This window comes from Opitutaceae bacterium (genome assembly GCA_041395105.1).
GTDB lineage: Bacteria > Verrucomicrobiota > Verrucomicrobiia > Opitutales > Opitutaceae > B12-G4.
Genome location: JAWLBB010000002.1, coordinates 776,771 through 796,788 on the forward strand (window position 1 = coordinate 776,771; position 20,018 = coordinate 796,788).

Annotated in this window: 16 protein-coding genes; 6 read left to right on the forward strand and 10 right to left on the reverse strand. The window is 61.3% G+C overall.

The window, feature by feature from the left end:
• Window positions 1-25 precede the first annotated feature (25 nt).
• Complete coding sequence (locus R3F07_10165; GenBank protein MEZ5276731.1) at window positions 26-601, reverse strand: hypothetical protein; 576 nt, start codon at window positions 599-601, stop codon at window positions 26-28.
• Entirely contained in the window at window positions 589-2,121 is a 1,533-nt protein-coding gene (locus tag R3F07_10170; protein ID MEZ5276732.1) for a glucan biosynthesis protein G, read from the reverse strand. Before R3F07_10170 ends, R3F07_10165 begins: the two co-directional genes overlap by 13 nt.
• A gap of 301 nt (window positions 2,122-2,422) precedes the next feature.
• Between R3F07_10170 and def the strand changes: the two genes are divergently transcribed.
• From def to metH, 5 genes are all read left to right on the forward strand, one after another.
• On the forward strand, window positions 2,423-3,001 hold the full coding sequence (def, locus tag R3F07_10175; protein MEZ5276733.1) for a peptide deformylase: 579 nt from the start codon (window positions 2,423-2,425) through the stop codon (window positions 2,999-3,001).
• A gap of 1 nt (window position 3,002) precedes the next feature.
• On the forward strand, window positions 3,003-4,082 hold the full coding sequence (locus R3F07_10180) for a Gfo/Idh/MocA family oxidoreductase (protein MEZ5276734.1): 1,080 nt from the start codon (window positions 3,003-3,005) through the stop codon (window positions 4,080-4,082).
• A gap of 453 nt (window positions 4,083-4,535) precedes the next feature.
• Window positions 4,536-4,853: a hypothetical protein gene (locus tag R3F07_10185; protein MEZ5276735.1), complete on the forward strand. Its 318-nt coding sequence runs from the start codon at window positions 4,536-4,538 to the stop codon at window positions 4,851-4,853.
• A 281-nt stretch (window positions 4,854-5,134) separates the two neighbouring features.
• Window positions 5,135-6,193 (forward strand): homocysteine S-methyltransferase family protein, encoded by a 1,059-nt coding sequence (locus tag R3F07_10190; GenBank protein MEZ5276736.1) that lies wholly within the window; start codon window positions 5,135-5,137, stop codon window positions 6,191-6,193.
• A gap of 17 nt (window positions 6,194-6,210) precedes the next feature.
• Window positions 6,211-8,877 (forward strand): methionine synthase, encoded by a 2,667-nt coding sequence (gene metH / locus R3F07_10195; protein ID MEZ5276737.1) that lies wholly within the window; start codon window positions 6,211-6,213, stop codon window positions 8,875-8,877.
• Window positions 8,878-9,133: 256 nt separating this feature from the next.
• On the opposite strand, the gene R3F07_10200 is transcribed toward metH, so the two are convergent.
• The 7 genes from R3F07_10200 to R3F07_10230 all read right to left on the reverse strand — a co-directional run bounded on the left by R3F07_10200 (window position 9,134) and on the right by R3F07_10230 (window position 17,317).
• Window positions 9,134-10,333 carry a phospholipase A gene (locus tag R3F07_10200; protein ID MEZ5276738.1) on the reverse strand — a complete coding sequence of 400 codons (1,200 nt, stop codon included), beginning with the start codon at window positions 10,331-10,333 and terminating at the stop codon, window positions 9,134-9,136.
• Between the two features lie 83 nt (window positions 10,334-10,416).
• Window positions 10,417-12,777 (reverse strand): tetratricopeptide repeat protein, encoded by a 2,361-nt coding sequence (locus tag R3F07_10205; protein MEZ5276739.1) that lies wholly within the window; start codon window positions 12,775-12,777, stop codon window positions 10,417-10,419.
• 62 nt (window positions 12,778-12,839) lie between these two features.
• The gene (locus tag R3F07_10210) at window positions 12,840-13,949 is read right to left on the reverse strand and encodes a hypothetical protein (GenBank protein ID MEZ5276740.1); all 1,110 of its coding nucleotides are present in this window, start codon (window positions 13,947-13,949) and stop codon (window positions 12,840-12,842) included.
• Window positions 13,950-14,147: 198 nt separating this feature from the next.
• Window positions 14,148-14,729, reverse strand: a complete 582-nt coding sequence (locus tag R3F07_10215; GenBank protein ID MEZ5276741.1) for a DUF4136 domain-containing protein — start codon at window positions 14,727-14,729, stop codon at window positions 14,148-14,150.
• Window positions 14,730-14,900: 171 nt separating this feature from the next.
• On the reverse strand, window positions 14,901-15,296 hold the full coding sequence (locus tag R3F07_10220) for a transcriptional regulator (protein MEZ5276742.1): 396 nt from the start codon (window positions 15,294-15,296) through the stop codon (window positions 14,901-14,903).
• 42 nt (window positions 15,297-15,338) lie between these two features.
• Window positions 15,339-16,379, reverse strand: coding sequence for a hypothetical protein (locus R3F07_10225; GenBank protein MEZ5276743.1), 1,041 nt, complete (start codon window positions 16,377-16,379; stop codon window positions 15,339-15,341).
• Between the two features lie 8 nt (window positions 16,380-16,387).
• Window positions 16,388-17,317, reverse strand: a complete 930-nt coding sequence (locus R3F07_10230) for a metallophosphoesterase (GenBank protein MEZ5276744.1) — start codon at window positions 17,315-17,317, stop codon at window positions 16,388-16,390.
• Window positions 17,318-17,366: 49 nt separating this feature from the next.
• Between R3F07_10230 and R3F07_10235 the strand changes: the two genes are divergently transcribed.
• Complete coding sequence (locus R3F07_10235; protein MEZ5276745.1) at window positions 17,367-18,422, forward strand: cellulase family glycosylhydrolase; 1,056 nt, start codon at window positions 17,367-17,369, stop codon at window positions 18,420-18,422.
• 167 nt (window positions 18,423-18,589) lie between these two features.
• Here R3F07_10235 and R3F07_10240 read toward each other — a convergent pair whose 3' ends face one another.
• Complete coding sequence (locus tag R3F07_10240; protein ID MEZ5276746.1) at window positions 18,590-19,954, reverse strand: hypothetical protein; 1,365 nt, start codon at window positions 19,952-19,954, stop codon at window positions 18,590-18,592.
• Window positions 19,955-20,018 lie beyond the last annotated feature (64 nt).

Sequence of the window (20,018 nt, forward strand, 5' to 3'; positions counted from 1 at the left end):
GGAAAGGTGAACGGGGCGGAATCCATCAGCGCGTCAGATAGAAAAGCGCGCCGAGGCCCGACAGGAAAAGGATCCACAGGAAGAGTGCCCGAATCAGTGGCCATCGCTGGAAGGTGTCCCAGGTCCCGCCGGCGGCGCTCACGATCGGGCCGAGGTCGATCGGCCGGGGAGCCATGTTGGTGAACTGAAAATCGGGACCCGCTTCGAGGAAACAGTCCCGCATCAACCCGGCCATCTCTTCAGGGAGCGGGTCGGGGCCGAGGAAATGCTCCGGCCACCGGTCCGGCACATCCGCCATGGTCAGGGCCAGGCGTCCCTGAATCGACAGCCGATTCTGGGTGACCTCGTCCTGCCCGAGGACATGGTGAAACCAGACGGCCATGGTCCGGTCCGCCAATTGCATGGTCAACGTGACCGGATCCCCGCCCTGCTCCTTCGATTCCTCAACCGCCCGCTTCACGATCCCGTTGACCAGACCGCTGAGCAGGATGCGGTTCCGGATGCGATGCGCCCGCAGATAACTCTCGACCCGGGAGTAGGCCTCATCCCATTCCGACGCATGCGGAATGACCGTCGTCCCCGATGAACCTACGGATGCCATCGGTAGACCCAGGTTTCGGTCAGGGTTTCGAAGCCCGAACGCAGATGGCAATGGAGATCGATCGGTTTTCCACCCTCGAGCGCCTCGACCCCGAAGGATACCCTCCAGGTGTCCGTGACCGGATTCTTCTTCACCTCCGAGTGCAGGAAACGGGCTCCCTCGGGGACGCCGATGACCGCGTCGATCGGACTGTCCGCGGCCATGCCGGCCAGGTGACTTCCTGCAAATTCCACCACGAAGAGCCGCGACAATCCGTTGCCCGGAAGACTTCCGCTGCGCGTGCTGACGGTCCGTCCCACCGGCGTGACCACGCCCCGGTCGAGGGCCCAGAGAATGTTGTACTCCAGATCGAACCTCCGGCCCGGCTGAAGCGGCTCATCAGGTATCCAGAATGCCACGACATTATCCATGTACTCGTTCCCGGTCGGGAGCTCGACCAGCCGCACCCGGCCCGCGCCCCAGGTTCCGTTCGGCTCCACCCAGGCCGTCGGTCGCAGATCAAACTTCGCCTCAAAATCCTGATAGTGGTCAAAATCGCGGTCGCGCTGCAGAAGCCCGAAGCCCTTCAAGTCGGCCACGGGAAAATCCGTCGCCTGAACCGTGGGCGGACTGTTCAGTGGCCGCCAAATCCAGTTGTCATCCGCCACCCTTACGGCGAGGCCGTCCGAATCGTGGACCTCCGGGCGGAAATCGTCGCCCGGCTGAATCGTATTCTCGCCGTACCAGAACATGCTGGTCAGGGGAGCGAGGCCGATCGCCTCCACTTCTTGCCGCAGGAAAAGCGAAGCCGCCACCTCGATGACCGATGTCTCGCCCGGAACAATCCGGAAGCGGAATGCACCGGTCAGACTCGGTCCGTCTAAAAGGGCAAAGACCGTGATCGAGGTGGCATCCGCCTCCGGCTTTCCCAGCCAGAAGGCGACAAAGGCCGGAAACTCCTCCGGCCCGCCCAGACCGGTGTTGACGGCGATGCCCCGGGCCGAAATCCCATAAGCCTGCCCCATGCCGAGGGCTCGAAAATAACTGGCCCCGAGGAAGACCACCAATTCATCGAAATAACCGGGCCGGTTCAGGGGATGGTGCAGACGAAAGCCCGCATACCCCAGGTTCCGCGGGAGGCGCCCGACTTCGATCCGGGAACCGTAGGAGAAGAAATCCGAGACGAAGGGGATCTCCTGCGCGAAAGCGTCGGAAAACTCCGAGATCTGGACCGGATCCTGGAAAATCCCGCCGGGATGGAAGAACTGAACCTGAAACGGCAGGCCCTCATCAATCCAGAGCGCCTGTTGCGGAAGGAAGCGGATGTCCTGATACTGCGAGTAGTCGAGGTCCTTGAGCCAGGACGGCAGGCGATCGCGACGTTCTTTGAAGGGCTTCTGCGCCCGTTCTTCGGCCTGTTTCCGGACGAAATCGAGATCGACACGGACCCGATCGAGCGCCTCGGAACTCGAGACGGTCCAGATAAGGAGCAGCAGCAGCCACCTCTTTGCCTGCACTTTGAATGATCCGGGTGTGTTCATGTGGCGATTTCGGACGCGATCCAAACGAATCCATACCCGAAAAGAAAGAATTCCGAACCGAAATCCCGAATTCGTCAACCCGGCTCTCGGTGACCGGGAAGATCCCCAGGTCGGCGACACCTGTGTAAACCTCTATTTATCAATTTTTTTCAAACTTGACCGTCCGTTATCCGATCGAACCTGGACCCGCCATTGCCGTCGCGACCGCACAACGGGAAAGCGAGGAGCCCGAACGTGCCCGCGCAACAAGAAATTGTTTTGCCGGTGGCACCGTCCGGACCGTAATTTCCTTCTTCACGACATGGCGCAACTCGAAATTGTTCACTACGGAAATCCCATTCTGCGCAAGAAGGGCGAACCTGTCGTCTCGTTTGATCAAGCCCTGAGCAAACTTGGCGCCGATATGGTCGAGACCATGCACAGCGCCGAAGGGATCGGACTGGCTGCCCAGCAGGTCGGCCTCGCCCTCCAGTTCTGCGTGGTCGACCTTCGCGGAGGCGACTGGACGTTCGATTTTGAACTGAACGGATCAGTCAACCCTCCTCTGGATCTGATTATGCCCCTCTACGTGGCCAACCCCATGGTCACAGCCCGAACAGAGCCCGTGACCACCGCGAGTGAGGGGTGTCTCTCCTTCCCCGAGATCCACGGCGACATCGATCGCCCCGACTTCATCGAGGTGCGGTACAAGGATCTGGAAGGGCGAGACAACCTCCTGACCTGCAATGGCATGCTCTCCCGCTGCATCCAGCATGAAGTCGATCACCTCAATGGCGTCCTTTTCATCGACCGGATGCACCGGAGCAGTCTGGCGGAAATCGATCAGGCGGTGAAGAGACTGAAGAAACAGACCCGGAAGAACCTGAGGAAAGCGAATTGATATGAGTAAAGGCGATGGCATGAACTACGCGCCGAAAGGCAAACCTTCTCCCGTGGTCAAACCGGGCGAGTTTCCCTTCGCCGCCGTCCACCTCGAACACGGTCACATTTACGGACAATGCAACGGCCTGGTCGAGGCAGGGGGCACTCTCAAATGGGTCTTCGATCCCGATCCAGCCAAGGTGGACGCATTCCGCAAGGCATTCCCCCAGGTCAGGGTGGCTGAAAGCCTGGAACAGGTCCTCGACGATCCCGAAATCCTGATGGTGGCTGCCGCCGCCATCCCCTGCGACCGGGGCCCCCTCGGCTGCCGGGTCATGCAGGCCGGCAAGGACTATTTCACCGACAAGACCCCGTTCACCCGCCTCGATCAACTCGAGGAAGCCCGGAAAGTCGCCGCCACGACCGGTCGGCGCTACATGGTCTACTACAGCGAACGACTCCATGTGGAATCCGCCATCTTCGCCGGCGACCTCGTTCAGGACGGTGTCATTGGACGGGTCGTCCAGGTGCTCGGACTCGGCCCCCATCGGCTGAGCAAGCCCTCCCGTCCGGACTGGTTCTTCAACCACCGGCAGTATGGCGGAATCCTTTGCGATATCGGCAGCCACCAGATCGAACAGTTCCTCTTTTTCAGCGGGGCGACCGACGCCACCGTGACCAACGCGGCCGTCGGCAACTTCAACAACCCGGACAAACCGGAACTCGAGGATTTCGGGGAGGCCTCCCTCGTGGCCGACAACGGGACCTCCAATTACTTCCGGGTCGATTGGTTCACCCCCGACGGACTCGGCACCTGGGGCGACGGCCGTACCATCATCCTGGGCACAAAGGGCTACATCGAATTGCGCAAGTACATCAATGTCGCCACCCGGGCCACCGGGGATCATCTCTTCCTCGTCACGGGCGATGGGGAACAGCACCTCGAACTGGCCGGCAAAGTCGGCTACCCGTTCTTTGGCCGGCTCATTCTCGACAGCCTGAACCGGACCGAGAACGCCATGACCCAGGCCCACGCCTTCAAGGCCGCCGAACTCTGCGTGAAGGCCCAGTTGGCCGCCCGCCGGATCGGACCTGGTTGAGGGGCGACAGAAACGCACGCCCTGCCCGAAAGCATCCGGGGCGGGATCTTGGTCCATTTCGCCCGAAGCGTCCGGCCGATGGGTTTGGACCTGCGCAGCAATCCTTCTTATCGTCACGCCTTCGATTGCATCAGCCAGGCTACTTCTTAAGATTAGGCTTGCTTCATCCGCCGGAATCCCCCACCCTGCAGACACAGAAAGGCGGGTCGCCTACCCCAAACGACCCGCCACTCTGTTACTTGTGTTAACCCCAAAACTCCCGCCCGTAGGCGGGAACTCTGTTAACGACTTGCAATGCGGTAGATTCGCGTTCGCTCAAAATGTTCAAAGTGCGGCGAACCTATTCGCCCGCGTAATAGCGCCTAGACCATGGGCTAAACAGAGCCAGCGTCTTTTTGACAGCAATCGCCATTTCCGCTACCTTGCGCTTCAGGCGTCAACCCCGCTCAAATCATGCGCACCTTGGAATCCAAGCCTATCGTCGAGCCTTCAAAAACCTTCTGTCCCCATTGCCGGGAAGATGTCATTCCCCATCTGGTTGCCGACGGCATCGAATACGCCAACCCGGTGGATCTGATCGGTCTCACCCACGCCAATTCCAAAGCGGGTCACCACTACCACGGCGAGTGCCCCAAATGCCACCACCCCCTTTACTCGCCCATGGCCGAGACACTGAATCGGCAGGAAAGCCGCTTTGACTGGCAGACCCTTCTCTATGTGGTCGGAGCGATCGCCCTGATGGTGATCATCTATTTCGCCTTCAATCGCTGAAGCGGTTGTTGCGGATTCGGCTTGCCTGCCCGCACCGGTGACGGGCCACTTCCTCTGTTCACTCCAGGACAGGCCCGCCCCGGGACCCGGTAAAGGCCCGGGGAGCAGGAACCTGCGCCTGGATCCCTTCGGATGGCGGACCTCCTGAGCCGCCGCTCACCTGCTCCATCCCGCAAACCCGGCAAATCCTTTTCTTGCAAATTTCATATCATCGTATCTAGATACGTCGATATGTATGGGTTGTCCTCGTCGGATAACCAAATCTCGACCCGCCCGACCTCATGCCCAATCCAACGCTGAATCAACTTCGGACCATCCTGAAAGAGCGCATCGCGCTCCTCGACGGGGCCATGGGCACGATGATCCAGGAGCACCGACTTGAAGAATCCGATTTTCGAGGCACCCGCTTTACCAACCATACCCATCCCCTGAAGGGAAACAACGACATCCTCTGCCTGACCCGGCCGGACATCATCGAGTCCGTCCACCGCGCCTACCTGAAGGCCGGCGCGGATCTGATCGAGACCAATACCTTCAACGCCAACCGGATTTCCCAGGCCGACTATGGACTCGAATCCATCGTTCCCGAACTCAATGAGGCCGCCGCCATTCTGGCCCGGAACGCGGTTGACCGGGAGATGTCCGAAAATCCCGGGGATCCGCGCTTTGTCATTGGCACCCTCGGCCCAACCAACAAGACGGCGACTCTTTCGCCCGACGTGAACAATCCGGGCTATCGCGCAGTCGACTTTGACCAATTGGTGGAAAACTACGCCGAACAGGCGATCGCCCTCCTCCGGGGCGGGGTCGATCTGATCATGGTCGAAACCATCTTTGACACCCTCAACGCCAAGGCGGCCCTCTTCTCGCTCGACCAGGCCTTTGCCTCCGCCGGCCGCTCGGTCCCCGTCATGGTCTCGGTCACGATAACCGACGCGTCCGGACGGACCCTATCCGGCCAGACGGTCGAAGCGTTCTGGAACTCCATCGCCCACACCGACCCGTTCAGCGTGGGGATCAACTGTGCCCTGGGCGGCCGGCAGATGCGTCCCTACCTTGAGGAACTGGCCTCCCTCACCACGGCCTATGTCAGTTGTCACCCCAATGCGGGTCTGCCCAATGCCTTTGGCGAGTACGATGAAACCCCTGACGAGATGGCGGAGACTCTCCGCGAATTCGCCGCCAACGGCTGGGTCAATCTCGTCGGCGGCTGCTGCGGTTCGACACCCGACCATATCCGCGTCCTCCGGGAAGCCGTCACCGGACTGGCCCCGCGCCGTCCGCCCACCTTCGTTCCCGCCCTTCGTCTGAGCGGACTCGAGGCCCTCACCATTCACTGAACCTCGATCCACCCACCATGACCCAGCCATCCGAGCCCGGTAGGTCCGTCGCCTCCCAATTCATTGTCGTCGGCGAACGCACCAACGTGACCGGTTCGCCCCGGTTCGCCAAATGCATCAAGGCCGGCGATTATGACGGGGCGCTCGCCATAGCGCGTCAGCAGGTCGAAAACGGTGCCAATATCATCGATGTGAACGTCGATGAGGGCATGCTCGACAGCGAGGCGGTCATGGTCAAATTCCTCCATCTGCTCGCGGCCGAGCCGGAAATCTCGCGGGTTCCGGTCATGCTGGACAGTTCCCGCTGGTCGGTCCTCGAAGCCGGACTGAAATGTCTCCAGGGCAAGGGCATCGTCAATTCGATCAGCCTGAAGGACGGAGAGGCCCTTTTTCTCGAGCGTGCCCGCCTCGTTCGGCGTTACGGGGCGGCCGCCGTCGTCATGGCCTTTGACGAGGAGGGACAGGCCTCCGACCGGCGCCGCAAGGTCGGGATCTGCACCCGCGCCTACCGTCTGCTGACCGAGAAGGTGGGATTCCCCGCCACCGATATCATCTTCGATCCGAACATCCTCACCGTCGCCACCGGGATGGAGGAGCACAGCAACTACGCGGTCGATTTCATCGAGGCCACCCACGAGATCAAGGCGACCCTGCCCCACGCCAAAGTGAGCGGCGGCATCAGCAATATCTCCTTTTCCTTTCGAGGCAACAACGCGGTTCGAGAAGCCATGCACACCGCCTTCCTCTACCACGCGATCCGGGCGGGCCTCGACATGGCCATCGTCAACGCCGGCATGCTCGGAGTGTATGAAGAAATCCCCGACGACCTGCTCACCCATGTCGAGGATGTCCTGCTCAACCGCCGGCCGGATGCGACCGACCGGCTGATCAGCCTGGCCGAGGGCTTCAAGAAGGTCGCCGGTCGCGAAAACGTCCGCGATCTGGCCTGGAGGGATGAACCGGTCGCCCGACGCCTCTCCCACTGCCTGATCAAAGGGATCGTCGAGTTCATCGACCAGGACGTCGAAGAAGCCCGCCTGCAGTTCGCCCGCCCGCTCGAGGTGATCGAGGGCCCCCTGATGGACGGGATGCGGGTGGTCGGAGATCTCTTCGGCGAGGGCAAGATGTTCCTGCCCCAGGTGGTCAAGAGCGCCCGGGTCATGAAGAAAGCCGTCGCCTACCTGACTCCCTTCATGGAGGCGGAGAAGGAAGCCGCCTTCGAATCCAAGGCCCAACCGCGTTTCCTCATCGCCACGGTCAAGGGCGACGTCCACGACATCGGGAAAAACATCGTGGCGGTTGTCCTCGGATGCAACGGCTACGAGGTGATCGACCTCGGTGTGATGGTGCCGGCCGAGAAGATCATCGCGACCGCGGTCGAAAAGCAGGTCGACATCATCGGATTGAGCGGCCTGATCACCCCCTCCCTCGACGAAATGGTCCACACGGCTCGGGAACTCAAACGCGCCGGCCATCATCAACCGCTGCTCATCGGGGGCGCCACCACCAGTCCGGCCCATACCGCGGTCAAGATCGCGCCCGCCTACGACCAGCCCGTCATTCACGTCATCGATGCCTCCCGGGTGGTCGGGGTGGTCAGCAACCTGCTCAGCGACGATCGCCGCCAGGGGACGATCGACCGGAACCGCCAGACCCAGGAACGGCTCCGGGATGAATTCGCCCAGCGCCGCGCCCAGCGAAGGATGCTCCCCATCGAAGAAGCCCGCCGACGCCGTCCGCTGATTGATTGGGCGACCACCGATCTGGCCACGCCCGCCTTTACCGGCCTCAGGACACTCGAGTCGATTCCGCTGAAGGACCTCGTTCCGTTCATCGACTGGTCGCCGTTCTTCCACGCATGGGAATTGCATGGCCGCTTTCCCGGCATCCTCGATGACCCGGTCGTTGGCCAGGAAGCCCGCGATCTTCATCGGGACGCGATCCGGCTCCTGGAGTCCATCGTGGCCGACGGGAGCCTCCAGGCCCGGGCCGTCGTGGGCCTCTTCCCGGCCAACAGCATCGGCGACGACATCGAGCTCTACGACTCTCCCGGGCGCACCTCCCCGATCGGCCGCATCTGCACCCTGCGCCAGCAATTCGAAAAGCCGGCCGGTCAGCCCAACTACGCCCTGGCCGATTTCGTGGCCCCGCGGGACAGCGGACGCATCGATACCTGCGGTGCGTTTGTCGTCACGGCCGGACACGGCCTCGATGCACTTGTGGCGGCGGCCGAGGCCGATCATGACGACTATACTGCCATCCTTCTGAAAGCACTGGCCGACCGACTGGCCGAGGCCGGGGCGGAATTCCTGCATAAGCAGGTCCGCGACTGGTGCGGTTATGGCCTGGAGGAAGAGCTCTCCCCCGACGACCTCATCCGCGAACGCTACCGCGGCATCCGGCCCGCCCCCGGTTACCCCGCCTGTCCCGATCACACCGAGAAATGGAAGATCTTCGACCTGCTCGAAGCGACGCCGCGGATCGGTGTAACCTTGACCGAGAATCTCGCAATGACTCCGGCCAGTTCCGTCAGCGGACTCTATCTGCACCATCCCGAATCGCGCTACTTCGCCATCGGAAAAATCAATCCCGACCAGGTGGCCGACTACGCCGCCCGCAAGGCAATGTCGCGGCAGGAGGTTGAACGCTGGCTGGCCCCGATTCTCGACTACGACCCGGAATAAGAGGCGGTCCTGAATGGCAATGATAGGAGGTGCTCAGGATGGATCAGGAGATGTAGCCGCGGCAGTCTCTTGCCGCGAATCCACGTCGACACGCCCCTAGAGATCCGGCTTCGCCGAAGCCACGCCGTGACAGGCAGGGGGCGACTACACCCGAGAAACGAACCCGCAGAAAGCCTTGGAGGCTGAGCCAGAGAATCGCCTTTACCTGTGTGGTTCGAGGCTGTCTTGAAAGTGCTGAAGCGTTCCGCCCGATACGCTACCGCAGCAGCGTGAACCCGATCCGGACCTGGGAGGGAAGCCGCTGATCGTAGTTGAGAAGGGTCTCCCCCCAACCGTCGAAATACTGGAGGTGCAGGAAGGAGGCCGCGTTGCCGAAGAAAAGACGATCCATCGGATAGGTCAGATCCAGCTGGAAACTGCCCACCCCGGGCTCCGTTCCGATCCTCACCAGGGTCGACAACTCCAATCCATTCAACTGACCGATCTTGAGGCTCAGGTCAAAATACCCCCGGTATTCGGGAAGATCGGGGTTGTCCGACAAGTCATCGATATAAACGAACCCCCGCGGCATGAATCGCAGATACCAGTCCTTCGGAAGATCATAGCGCAGGCTCGGCCTCACATAAACCGTATTCAGACTCCGGGAATCCTCACCTCCCTGTCCATTCGACTCGTGCTGGTATCCGCCCTCGATCCATTCGAGCTCGAAGCCGAAAAACCGAATGCCCGAATACTGTTCATAATAGAAGAGGCCCGGTTTGTAGCTGGTGTCCAGAAAGGGCTTGGACTCGGATCCGAGGTCCCAGAGTGAGGTTTGCGTATAACCCAGGTAGAGATCGCCCAGAGCGGGCATCGCCGCTGCCAGACTGGCTTCCTCGCTCAACAGTCGGTATTTGAAACCCAGCTGAAACTTCGCGTTCAGGCTCACCCGCGGTCCGACCACGAAATAGATGGGTTCGTAAAAGGAGATATTCCGGGCAAAGCGGGGCACGCGCGACTCTTCAATCTCCCTCGACGATTTCCCGACCGGCGCCGGCTTCATCGGGGAAGTCGGACCGGTTGAAGGTGACCGTCCCGCCTCGTCGCCGGATACCACCTCCACGTAACATCGACCGGCGGCGAGTACCTCCAGCTCGACCGCAAGGAGTCCGTCCAGATCATCCGGAAGAATCCCCCGGTATTCGACAAGCACGGTCGTTCCCGGGGCGATGCCCAGCGGGAAGCCCTCCATCTTCCGCTCCAACTGGACGCTGCGGGATCCCACTCGTGCGACCGTTCTCTCGGGCAGATCAACGCCGGCTTCGATCGCGTCCGGATTGGTCACCGCCACCAGGACCGTCCACTCCCCGCTGGCCCGAGCGGAACGGTCTCCGGTCATCAGACGATATTCGAGCGCCCCGGGAAGCCCCGATGGCCAGGCAAGCAGAAGCAGGAAAGCAAGACGGATCGTGCGCATGGATCCGCCGAACATCGTTCGCCCACGCCCTCTTTACAAGCCGGCGCTCGGAATCTCCCGGACCCTCCACCACCTCCCGGGCATCAGTCCGCCCGCAATCCAAACTGCCGAATGAAACGGGTGAGATCCGGATTGCCCGGCTCCAAAGTGAGAAGAACGTCCGCCCGATCCTGAGCCTCCGCCCTGCGTCCCGCCTCAATCAGATACGAAACGGCCGCCACCAGGAGTTCCCGGTCATAAGGGTGATGCTCCAGAGCATTCCCAAGCGCTCCGATGGCATCGTCCAGCCGACCGGTGGATTGAAGGGCCACCGCATAAACATAGGCCAGTCTGGGATCCTCGCCGTCCAGCCTCACCGCTCGGCCAAGGCTGGTCTGCGCCTCCCCAATCCGGCCACTCCGGGCCTGCAGAAGACCCAGGGAATGATGCAGAGCCGCGGCATCCACTTCGGCCAACCCTTTCTGAAGAAGCGCCTCGCCCTCCGGATCGCGTCCCTGCACCCGGTAGAGATCGGCCAGGTTGACGTAGGCAGGGACAAAACCCGGCTCCAGCCCGATCGCCCCGCGATAGGCTTCCTCCGCCCTCTTCGAATCCCCGCGCAGCTGATAGAAATAACCCATCCGAACCCGGGCCGAAGGATGATCCGCATTGAACTTCTGGGTCCGGACAAACTCGGCAAAGACGCGCTCGCGCGCCGCTGCCTGGTCCGCGCTCAGCAGCGACCCGGGCAGATCCATCAGCTGGGATACCGCCTCCATCCGCACACTGAGCAGGGAGTCGTCCAACATGGGCTGCAACACCTTCAGACGCTCGGACGGCACCAGCCCACCGGATGCCCCCGACGCCGCCATCCGAACGAGAGGATTCGGGTCCGCGTGGAGACGCAAAAATTCCTCGATGGCCCCGGGAACCGGTTGCCGACCCACCAGGCTGGTCGCCGTCGCCCTGACTATTCCCGCCTCCGCCGGGTCCCGGATCAGCGCCAGAAGAGCATCCACCGAACCTGGAGCCTGCTGGCGGCCTGCATGGAGGGCTTCTCCATAGTGGCCAGTCCGCGGCCAGTCCTCACCATACCACTTGCGGGACGCTTCCAGAGACCAGACGGCATCCTTGTCCTTATGGCAGAGGTTGCAGGCATTGGGTGAATCGGTGGACAAGGTCAGGTCCGGTCGCGGGATCCGGAAACTGTGGTCTCTCCGGGGATCAACCACCATGTAGTCCCGCGATGCCATGTGACACTCCACACAAAGCGCACCGGTCGACTCCATCGGGTGGAAGTGGTGGGACGGGGTGTCGTAGGTGGTCGGCATATGGCACGTGGCGCACAAGGCATTTCCCGGAGCCTTCACCCTGAGCGTATGGGGATCATGGCAGTCTGTGCACCGGACCCCCGCCCGGGCCATCTTGCTCTGCCGGAAAGACCCGTAGACGTAGACCTCGGAAAGAATTTGCCCGTCAGCATAATAGAGCCCCTCATCCAGCAGGCGCAGCTCATAGTCGTCCAGGAGCGGCTGACCCTTCGGCGGGGTTTCCCGCAACTGCGTCCTCAACGAATGACACCGCGCGCAGGTCTCTACCTGACGATCGTTGTCCGGCATCGCTGTCCGCCGCGCGATCGGATCCCCGAGGGCGTATTGAAAATACCCGCCACTGGTATCCCGAAGCGAATTGACCAGGCCCATCGATTTCTCGCTCCCCGCCTCCACCTTTCCCGCACGATGGAGCTCCGCCCAGGCGAGATGCCGCGAAGAGGGTCCATGACAGGCCTCGCAGGAAACATCGATCTCCGACCAATCCGTCGCATAGGTGTTGGTCACTTCATCGTAGTTCTTGTGCAGATTGGTCGAATGACAATCCGCACACATGTAGTTCCAGTTCTGACTCACCCGGGTCCAGTGCAGCACATCTCGGTGATCCACTTTCTCGTCCGGATAGAGATGGAACCAGCGCTGCCCGCCCGCCTCGACCGCCCGACTGTCCCACGCGATCCCCAGAGCCTGGAGTCGCCCGTCAGGGAACTCGACCAGGTACTGTTGCAGGGGCGTGACCCCAAAGGTATAGGCGATCCGGAACTCCTGCATCGAACCGTCTCGCCCTTCGGTTTCCGTGAAAAACCCGCCCTCTCTCCGGTAAAATCGGGAGGTCATTCCATTGTAGGTGAAAGTGGTGTCGTTGAAGTCCCCCAGCACCGAGTCCGGCGTGGCGTGATCCATGGCCAGATCGTGGTGCGATCCGGCAAAACCCGCCATCGCCGACTCATGACATTCCCGGCAGGTTTCCCGGCCGACAAAGGTGACCGGAGCAGATCTCCAGGCCGTCTCCTCAACCGGATGGGAAGTCTGGACCGTGCGCCCGCAACCGACAATGAGAACCAGTCCGGCCACCCAGAGCGAGAGCGCCAGGGAAATCAGGAATCGCTGCCGGCCGGTCATCACAATCGGCATTCAGACAGGAGTGGGTATCGCAGGCAAGAACAGGAGGGTTCTCCCTTGGGCTTCAACCGGCATCAGTCGCCGCCTCCGAAAAAGAACTCGACCCCGGCGCCGATCACCGGGTCCGCCCGGCGATTCCAACTCGGTTCTTCCCGGGGAAACTGCACGCCCAGGGTGAATTCGCCGAAAAGCCAATCGTGAAACATCCTCTGGCGGTAGGTGACCGATGCCCCGTAATTGACCCAGGGAATCGGCCGCCCGGTTTCTTCAAAAGCACCAAACTCGTAGGCGATCGCGCGGTTTCTCTTCAGGTCCTGATAGATCGAGAGGGTGGACTGCCAGATCACTCCCTGCGGGGTCTCCCCGAACTCGAAGGTATTGTACCAGCGCACCAGCCAGTCTTCCCCGACCAGGTAGCCCGGCTCGATCGTCGTCCGCGAACCCACTCCCTCGTCCGTCCGGTAATAGACCGATTCGTAAAAACTGATCAGCAGCTTCTGATCGTCCGAAAGATAGCGATATCTGTAGTTGATATTTACATACGGAGCCGGAGAAGAGGAAAGACGAACCCCCGCCCCGATGGAGATCCGCCTCGATTTGGACCAGTCGGGACGGAAGCCCACCCCGGCCAGCAACTCCTCATCCACTCCACCCTGGTAAAAACTGGCGAATCGGGAACTGGTGGTGTAGCGGTCCTCGATCAGATCGTCCGGATCGTCCCGGCCGATGAAGGCATTCAGCCGTCGGCTGGTATTGTCGAGATTCACCTTGACGCGGAAACGCCCGCGAACATCAAACCCCTGCCGGTTCTGCCAGAAGAGATGAACGGCAACCCGGCCTGATGTGTTCTCCTGTTCATTGGCGAAATCATCGGATCCAAGGACGCCGTCCAACCAATCGGCGGATTGATCCAGCCGGTTCTTGAAGGTGTCCCGGTAGCGCTCCATCCACCCGCCCTCCGACTCTTCTTTCTTCACTGCCTCCGGCTCGGCCTCCGCATCCTCATGGCCGGCGGATACTTCGGACGACACCGATTCATCCGGAGATACCGCCGCCACCTCCGCTTCCGCCGGCGACTGATCCAACCCGACCGTTCCCTCAGCCTCTTCTGCGGCTGACAGGGAGTGGCCTCGTCCCCAAAAGACGAGGATGGTTACGATAAAGACTGGTGAGAGCAGGCGCACAAGGACGGAGAAACTGAACGGAGATCAAGTCCACCCGGGACGAAGGAAAAATCAACCGGATGTGATGGATGCCCCCACCGGCCCTGTCAACCCATCGACGGTCTGCGCCATCGGTTCGCAGCCCGAGCTTTCGTCAGCGAAAGAAAAAGGCGCACCCTGCCGGGTGCGCCTCTCCAAACGAAACGAAATTGGGAGCCCTTACTTCTCCGGAGTCGGAGGCGGCGGGTAATTGGCCATGATGTTGGCGATTACACCCTTGATCCGGGTCCTGTCTTCCTCCGTCACGGTTCCCTTGGTGTCCCCGTAGATGTCCTTGGAGGCCCAGCCGCGCCAGACGAGCGTATCTTCGACATTGTCGACGATATCGATGGTCAACGTGGTGGCATTGTAGTTGGTGGTGGTCACTCCACCACCCATGTAGGCGCCACCGTAGCCATATCCGTAGCCGCGGTAACCGCCATAGGTGTAGCCAAAGTCGGTCACATCGGTCTTTTCGGTCATCTGCAGGTACATCACGACGAGAACATCCGCATCGGCGGCCGATCCCTCGGTCAGCCCCTTGGACTCAAGGGCACTCTTCAGGCCCTCCGAAGCCGCTTGAACCGCGCCGGGACCCACCTTGACATTGGTCTTCTTGCTGGTGTCGATGACCGCGTAGGTCTTGACCTTGGAAAAGTCGTAACCCTGAACCGAGTCATACTGGATTTTTGGGGAAGTCGTGCAGGCGGTGAAGCCGAGGGCGATCGTCCCGAGAATTGAGGAGATTAGGAGTTTTTTCATCTTAATGGAAACCGTGCTTGTATCGTCCTGACCGGCACCTGCGACCCATCCGCACATGCGAAAGATTCGCGCCAACAAGACCCTTTGAACCAATGCGAAACCCACTCTCGGTCAAGTGAATAAATCCGATTGTGCCCCGGAGATCAGTCCTGTCGAAGCCCTCCTGGTCCGTCAGTCTGTCCAGGTCCGGCTGCGGTCATCGACCACGAAACGTCTCGCGGGGATTCCGGCGTCCGGATCCGGCTCAGCCTCCGGCGCGGCGCTCCCTCCATCGTCACCGATCCGCCCCGCCACCTCAAGGCACCAGACCCTGAAGGTTTCGAGACCACGGATCCCCGCCCCGGTTATCTCAAGCCTCGTCGTCGACCCCCTCCCGAGTCCGCTCCGGCGACTGGACACCCATCCCTCTTCGACCAGCACCTTCAGGTGCCGATTCAGATTGCCGTCAGTCAACCCGACTTCCTCCCGGAGGACAGTGAATGTGGCCCAACCACAAGCCTGGAGCGCGACCAGGATCCCGACCCGGGCCGGATGCTGCACACAGCGGTGAAGATCAGGCAGACGCATGCCCCATCCCAGATGGCCCTTTCGTCCCGGGCAAGGCAAATGTCAGAACACGAGAACCCCCGGCCCACGCACCACCGTCGGGTCGGTCAACACCTTCTGCGGCAATTCCACTTCCCTGACTCCCTCAAGGAAATAGCGCCGGCCTACCGCGTTGTTCGCCAGGTCCATCTCACGACTGGCTTGGCCACTTTCATAAGTTGCCCCGATTTCATGCGCGTCGGTCACCTGTTCGGCGAATTCCTCCCCGAATTCACGGGTCAGGAGGTAGCTCCAGAGAACATGCCGATAGGCATCGGCGGACAGGGAGGGGATGGATCGGGACATCCGGAAACTCTCGTTCGCCGCATACTGCTTGATGCGCAGAAGGACCGGAGTCCGCAGGGGATAGAGAGAAACCAGGTCGATTTCCGCCTCCGTGAGCGGCTGTTTGTATTGGGCTCCGATCTGCGCAACATCATCCCGGTTCAGCACCAGGCGGGTCCCGCCCCTCGATACCAGGGTATAGAGCAGGGCGGAGTGCCATTGGCTTCCCACCGAGAACTCGACCCGCCCACTGAAACGGCTTCCGTCCGTCATCTCTCCCTGGATCACGCTTCGTAGCATGTCGCCAAGGGCCGCCCGTACCCATTCGATCGGTGAGCCCGACGGACCGGAAAGGACAAACCGGCCCCGCCCTGAGGTCAGCACTTCCGCTGCCGCCAGTTGCTCACCCGAACCCGTGCCGACTGGAGTGGCCACGGCGGACAGTCCGTCCACGTCGACCGCCACCTTCAAAGGGACCAGTCCCACCAATCGAACAACCGACCGGTCAACCTCCACCGCGACCACCCGACCCGCCCGGAACCCGTTGTCCCCCCGGAAAGCCAGCCGCCCGCGGACGCCCCGATAGACCAGTCCCGCCGTCGGATCCAGCGCCAACCGGTCAAACCGGACCGAATCCAATCGGAGCGAGGCACTCAACGGACGTTCGATCATCCGGTTGATCATCCTCCGCGACAGATGGCTCAGGATCGGACCAGTCGCCAGGACGAGCACCACCCCGGCCAGCACGATTATGGCGGCCCCTGCGATCCAACGCCTCATCCGGACCGTCATGCGGCCGCCACCCCGAACGTTGTCTTCTCTTTCAGATCAAGACCATCCGCCGCCTTCCAGATGACAATGGGACCGTCTTCGAGTTTCGTAATATGGCGCTTGTCCCGCTCCGACGGATACCCCAGGCAATGCGAACGATACCGCACCCGGTCGATAATCCGGTCACGGTTGCGGTGTTGATGGCCATAAACATGCACCCTCGATTCCAAGGATCGCAACTGCCGGTCGATGGAGGCACTCCCGGCCACCCGACTGAAGTTGAAGGCATGCCGCGGTTCGATCGATCCGTTGACAAGGGATCCCGGATTTCCCCGCAGCAATTCCTGCCTCGGCAGAAAATGGCTGAAGGTCACGACCGGAATGCGGCGGTCCTCGCGTGTCCATCTCGCGTTGACCGCTCCAAGCAGATCGGCAACCCCACCCGCCGCGATTTCCCCTGGCCAGCGCACCCTCCGGTAATCCGCCCAGATCTCGCGCCAGGGATCCTCATCGTTCCGGCCGATAAAGAGCGAATCGCCGCTTTCCTCCGGTTCATGATACCAGGAATACAGAGGAATCACCTGGACCTTGGCCCCGCCCGACGAGAGGATCGCCGACTCGGTCAACACCCCGACTGCCCCACAGATCGACTCCAGCTGTTCGAGCTTGTGCAGGGAATCCCGACTCCCCTCCCCTGTCCAGAGGTCGTGATTTCCCGGGACAAAAAAGACGGCGGCAAACGCCGAAGCCAAGGAGGCCAGTGTGCTTTCCATCCGGTCCAGTCGATGGCTGACATCCCCCGCCACGATCAGGGCGGCATCGGAATGATCGGTCGACACCAGGTCTTCAACCCATCGGCGGTTCCGGTCATAGTCGACGTGCAGATCCGAAACAGCCAGAAGCCGTTCCGCCCGGACCTCACGCAGCGTGCCAGAAGTCGCATTCATTCTCTGATTCGTCCGATCCACTATTGCCCCGATCCGATGAGGTGACACAATGAAGAGGTCATTGGTCAACACCAGACCGGAGGAACAACGCATCATGGCCTTCCAGATCAAGCGTGGCACGAATATTTCCCACTGGCTCAGCCAGAGCGAGCGCCGCGGAGAAGCCCGCGAGAATTGGTTCACACGCCGCGACGTAGAGCAGATCGCATCCTGGGGGTTCGATCACATCCGCCTTCCCTTCGACGAGGTTCAGCTCTGGACCGACGACGAAAGGCGCGAACCCGAGGCCTGGCATCTACTCGAGTCCGCACTTGATTGGGCGCAGACAGCCGGGCTCAACGTTGTTCTCGATTTCCACATCCTGCGCAGCCACTATTTCAATCAGGACGGCGTTCCCGCCCTCTTCTCGGCCCGCGATTCCCTTGATCGCTTCCTCTCCATGTGGGTCGACCTCTCGAAGGAACTCCAGTCCTGGAGCCCCGATTTCCTCGCCTACGAAATCCTCAATGAAGCCGTCGCACCCTCTCCCGACGACTGGAACCGCGTCTCCGGCGAAGCCTTCCGGCTGCTTCGGGATCGAGAACCCGATCGTACGATCGTCCTCGGCTCCAACCGCTTCAACTCGGCCGCCACCTACGATTCGCTGGCCATACCGGACGACCGGCTCTGCCTGCTCACCTTTCATCACTACAACCCGATGGCCGTCACCCACCACCAGGCGCCGTGGACCGCCGTCGGCGGCTATCAGGGCCCCGTCCGCTACCCGGGCCCATCAGTCTCGGGCGCCGACCTGGCCGCTCTCGACCCCACATTGCGCGACGCCATGAAACCCTTCACCCGCCCCTACGGCCGCGAAGATATCTTGGCCGAAATGGAACCACCCCTCCGCCGCAGCCGCGAAACCGGGTTGCCTCTCTATTGCGGGGAATTCGGCGTCTACCATCGGACGCCGATCGAGGCGCGGGACAACTGGTACCGGGACATGATCAGCCTCTTTGAGGAACACGACGTCGCTTGGGCCAACTGGGACTACAAGGGACACTTCGGCCTGATCGACTCCGCCGGCCGGGAGACCGGTATCCGCTCCCTGCTCCTGCACCCCTGATCCGACTCGGAGGCCGTCGCCCATTTGGAATTTCCCTTCTGGGCCGCCCGCTGTGTGGGCGCGCCTTCCCGGCCCTCCGCCGGGACAGGTCGTGGAAAAGCGCCCACGAGCCGGGCCCCATGCCCGAGCCACCCCGGCAAGTGGCACGGAGGACTGCAAGAGAGCCCCTAGAAGAAATCTGCGAAGCGGGTCTGCAGGGCTTCTCTCAATTCGCGGATCTGCTGATTGGCCGGATGATCCGGCGAGATGAGTCCGAAGGCTTCATAGCAGAGCCAGCCGAGCGAATTGCGGTTTGTTGCCCGAAAGATGTCTCCCAGCTGCTGATAGGCTACGGCCAGGCTCGGATCTTTCATGATTGCCTCGCGGAAACTGCTTTCGGCCAGGCCCAGCTGCCCCATCCGCGCAAGATTCTGAGCACTCAATACGTTGAGGACCGCCACCTGGTCTTCGAAAGCATCCTTAAGCACATCGAGTGTCTGCACGGCCTGGAGATGTTCGGGCGGACTGGATGCCCCCAGACTGGCGAAGATATTTGTTGCCGTCCGGCTTTCCCGGATCTGTGCAAGGTGCCGGTCCAATTCTTCAGCCGGAGAAGTTCCCAGGACCATTTCCACCCGCAACGTTTCCAGAATACCCCGAATCGGATCTCCATTCTGGAACGCCTTCTCCGCTTTTGAGTAATCCTCGTTTCCAGCCGCCGCCACCGAAGCGGTGAACTCTCCCCGATTAAGCACCCAATCCAGAAGGACGAGAAACGCATCCTTCCCGTCACCCGCCGTCACCCGGGTCCATCCGCCGATCTGTCCGGGAACATCGATGTCCGGAATCTCGCGAACTCCCACCAGGTCAATAGTCACCGTCTTCACTGTCCGTCCGTCGTTCAGTAGGAAATCCATGCTGTCCGGAACCATTCCTCCGCCCACCAGATCGCTCAGGATCATCGGGTGCCCCCCCGTGGTCTGGCGCATCCAGTAAACCAGCATCTCCATCTGATCCGCGGTCAATCGCGTCCCCTTGGTCGACCAGGAGGCAAGGGCCTGGTCACCCGTCGACCACCGGCGCTTTCCACCCGATTCCGTCGACTCGGGCACCGATGGTTCCTCCGGGTCGCAGATCCCGATCATGTGATCGGCCAGCACCCGGGGAAGACCCGTTCCACGAACCGATTCGGCATAACCGAAGTCCTCCAGACTCAACAGCCGGCGGTAAGCCTCCAACCGGTATTCAAAAACGGCAAAAAGGGAGGTGGATTCGTACTCCTTTACCCCAGGATGCAGTTTCAGCACCCGGTCTCCTGCCCGGTCGAAAGCGACCAGGCCGTTTTCATCGTCGACCACCAACCAGCCCTTCTCCAGACGCAGCGAGGTCATCCGAACCGACATCGGCTCCACCTCCGCACCCCGCACAAGGGCGGTCGACGACGAATTGACCTGGACAATGACCTCGACCGCACCCTCCGCAAAAAGCAGGCCGGAAGTCGACACAAAGACCAGGTGGACGAAACACGCGCGCAGCATTCCTTTCATAAGCATAAGGGATTGCCCAAGGGTACCCAATGGGCCGACAAGACTTGCTTCCGATGATCAAGAACTCAAT

Excerpts from the sequence above, each read along its gene's own strand:
- R3F07_10165 (MEZ5276731.1), bottom strand. The coding sequence starts at position 601 with ATGGCATCCGTAGGTTCATCGGGGACGACGGTCATTCCGCATGCGTCG.
- R3F07_10170 (MEZ5276732.1), bottom strand. The coding sequence starts at position 2,121 with ATGAACACACCCGGATCATTCAAAGTGCAGGCAAAGAGGTGGCTGCTG.
- def (MEZ5276733.1), top strand. The coding sequence starts at position 2,423 with ATGGCGCAACTCGAAATTGTTCACTACGGAAATCCCATTCTGCGCAAG.
- R3F07_10180 (MEZ5276734.1), top strand. The coding sequence starts at position 3,003 with ATGAGTAAAGGCGATGGCATGAACTACGCGCCGAAAGGCAAACCTTCT.
- R3F07_10185 (MEZ5276735.1), top strand. The coding sequence starts at position 4,536 with ATGCGCACCTTGGAATCCAAGCCTATCGTCGAGCCTTCAAAAACCTTC.
- R3F07_10190 (MEZ5276736.1), top strand. The coding sequence starts at position 5,135 with ATGCCCAATCCAACGCTGAATCAACTTCGGACCATCCTGAAAGAGCGC.
- metH (MEZ5276737.1), top strand. The coding sequence starts at position 6,211 with ATGACCCAGCCATCCGAGCCCGGTAGGTCCGTCGCCTCCCAATTCATT.
- R3F07_10200 (MEZ5276738.1), bottom strand. The coding sequence starts at position 10,333 with ATGCGCACGATCCGTCTTGCTTTCCTGCTTCTGCTTGCCTGGCCATCG.
- R3F07_10205 (MEZ5276739.1), bottom strand. The coding sequence starts at position 12,777 with ATGCCGATTGTGATGACCGGCCGGCAGCGATTCCTGATTTCCCTGGCG.
- R3F07_10215 (MEZ5276741.1), bottom strand. The coding sequence starts at position 14,729 with ATGAAAAAACTCCTAATCTCCTCAATTCTCGGGACGATCGCCCTCGGC.
- R3F07_10220 (MEZ5276742.1), bottom strand. The coding sequence starts at position 15,296 with ATGCGTCTGCCTGATCTTCACCGCTGTGTGCAGCATCCGGCCCGGGTC.
- R3F07_10225 (MEZ5276743.1), bottom strand. The coding sequence starts at position 16,379 with ATGAGGCGTTGGATCGCAGGGGCCGCCATAATCGTGCTGGCCGGGGTG.
- R3F07_10230 (MEZ5276744.1), bottom strand. The coding sequence starts at position 17,317 with ATGAATGCGACTTCTGGCACGCTGCGTGAGGTCCGGGCGGAACGGCTT.
- R3F07_10235 (MEZ5276745.1), top strand. The coding sequence starts at position 17,367 with ATGAAGAGGTCATTGGTCAACACCAGACCGGAGGAACAACGCATCATG.
- R3F07_10240 (MEZ5276746.1), bottom strand. The coding sequence starts at position 19,954 with ATGCTTATGAAAGGAATGCTGCGCGCGTGTTTCGTCCACCTGGTCTTT.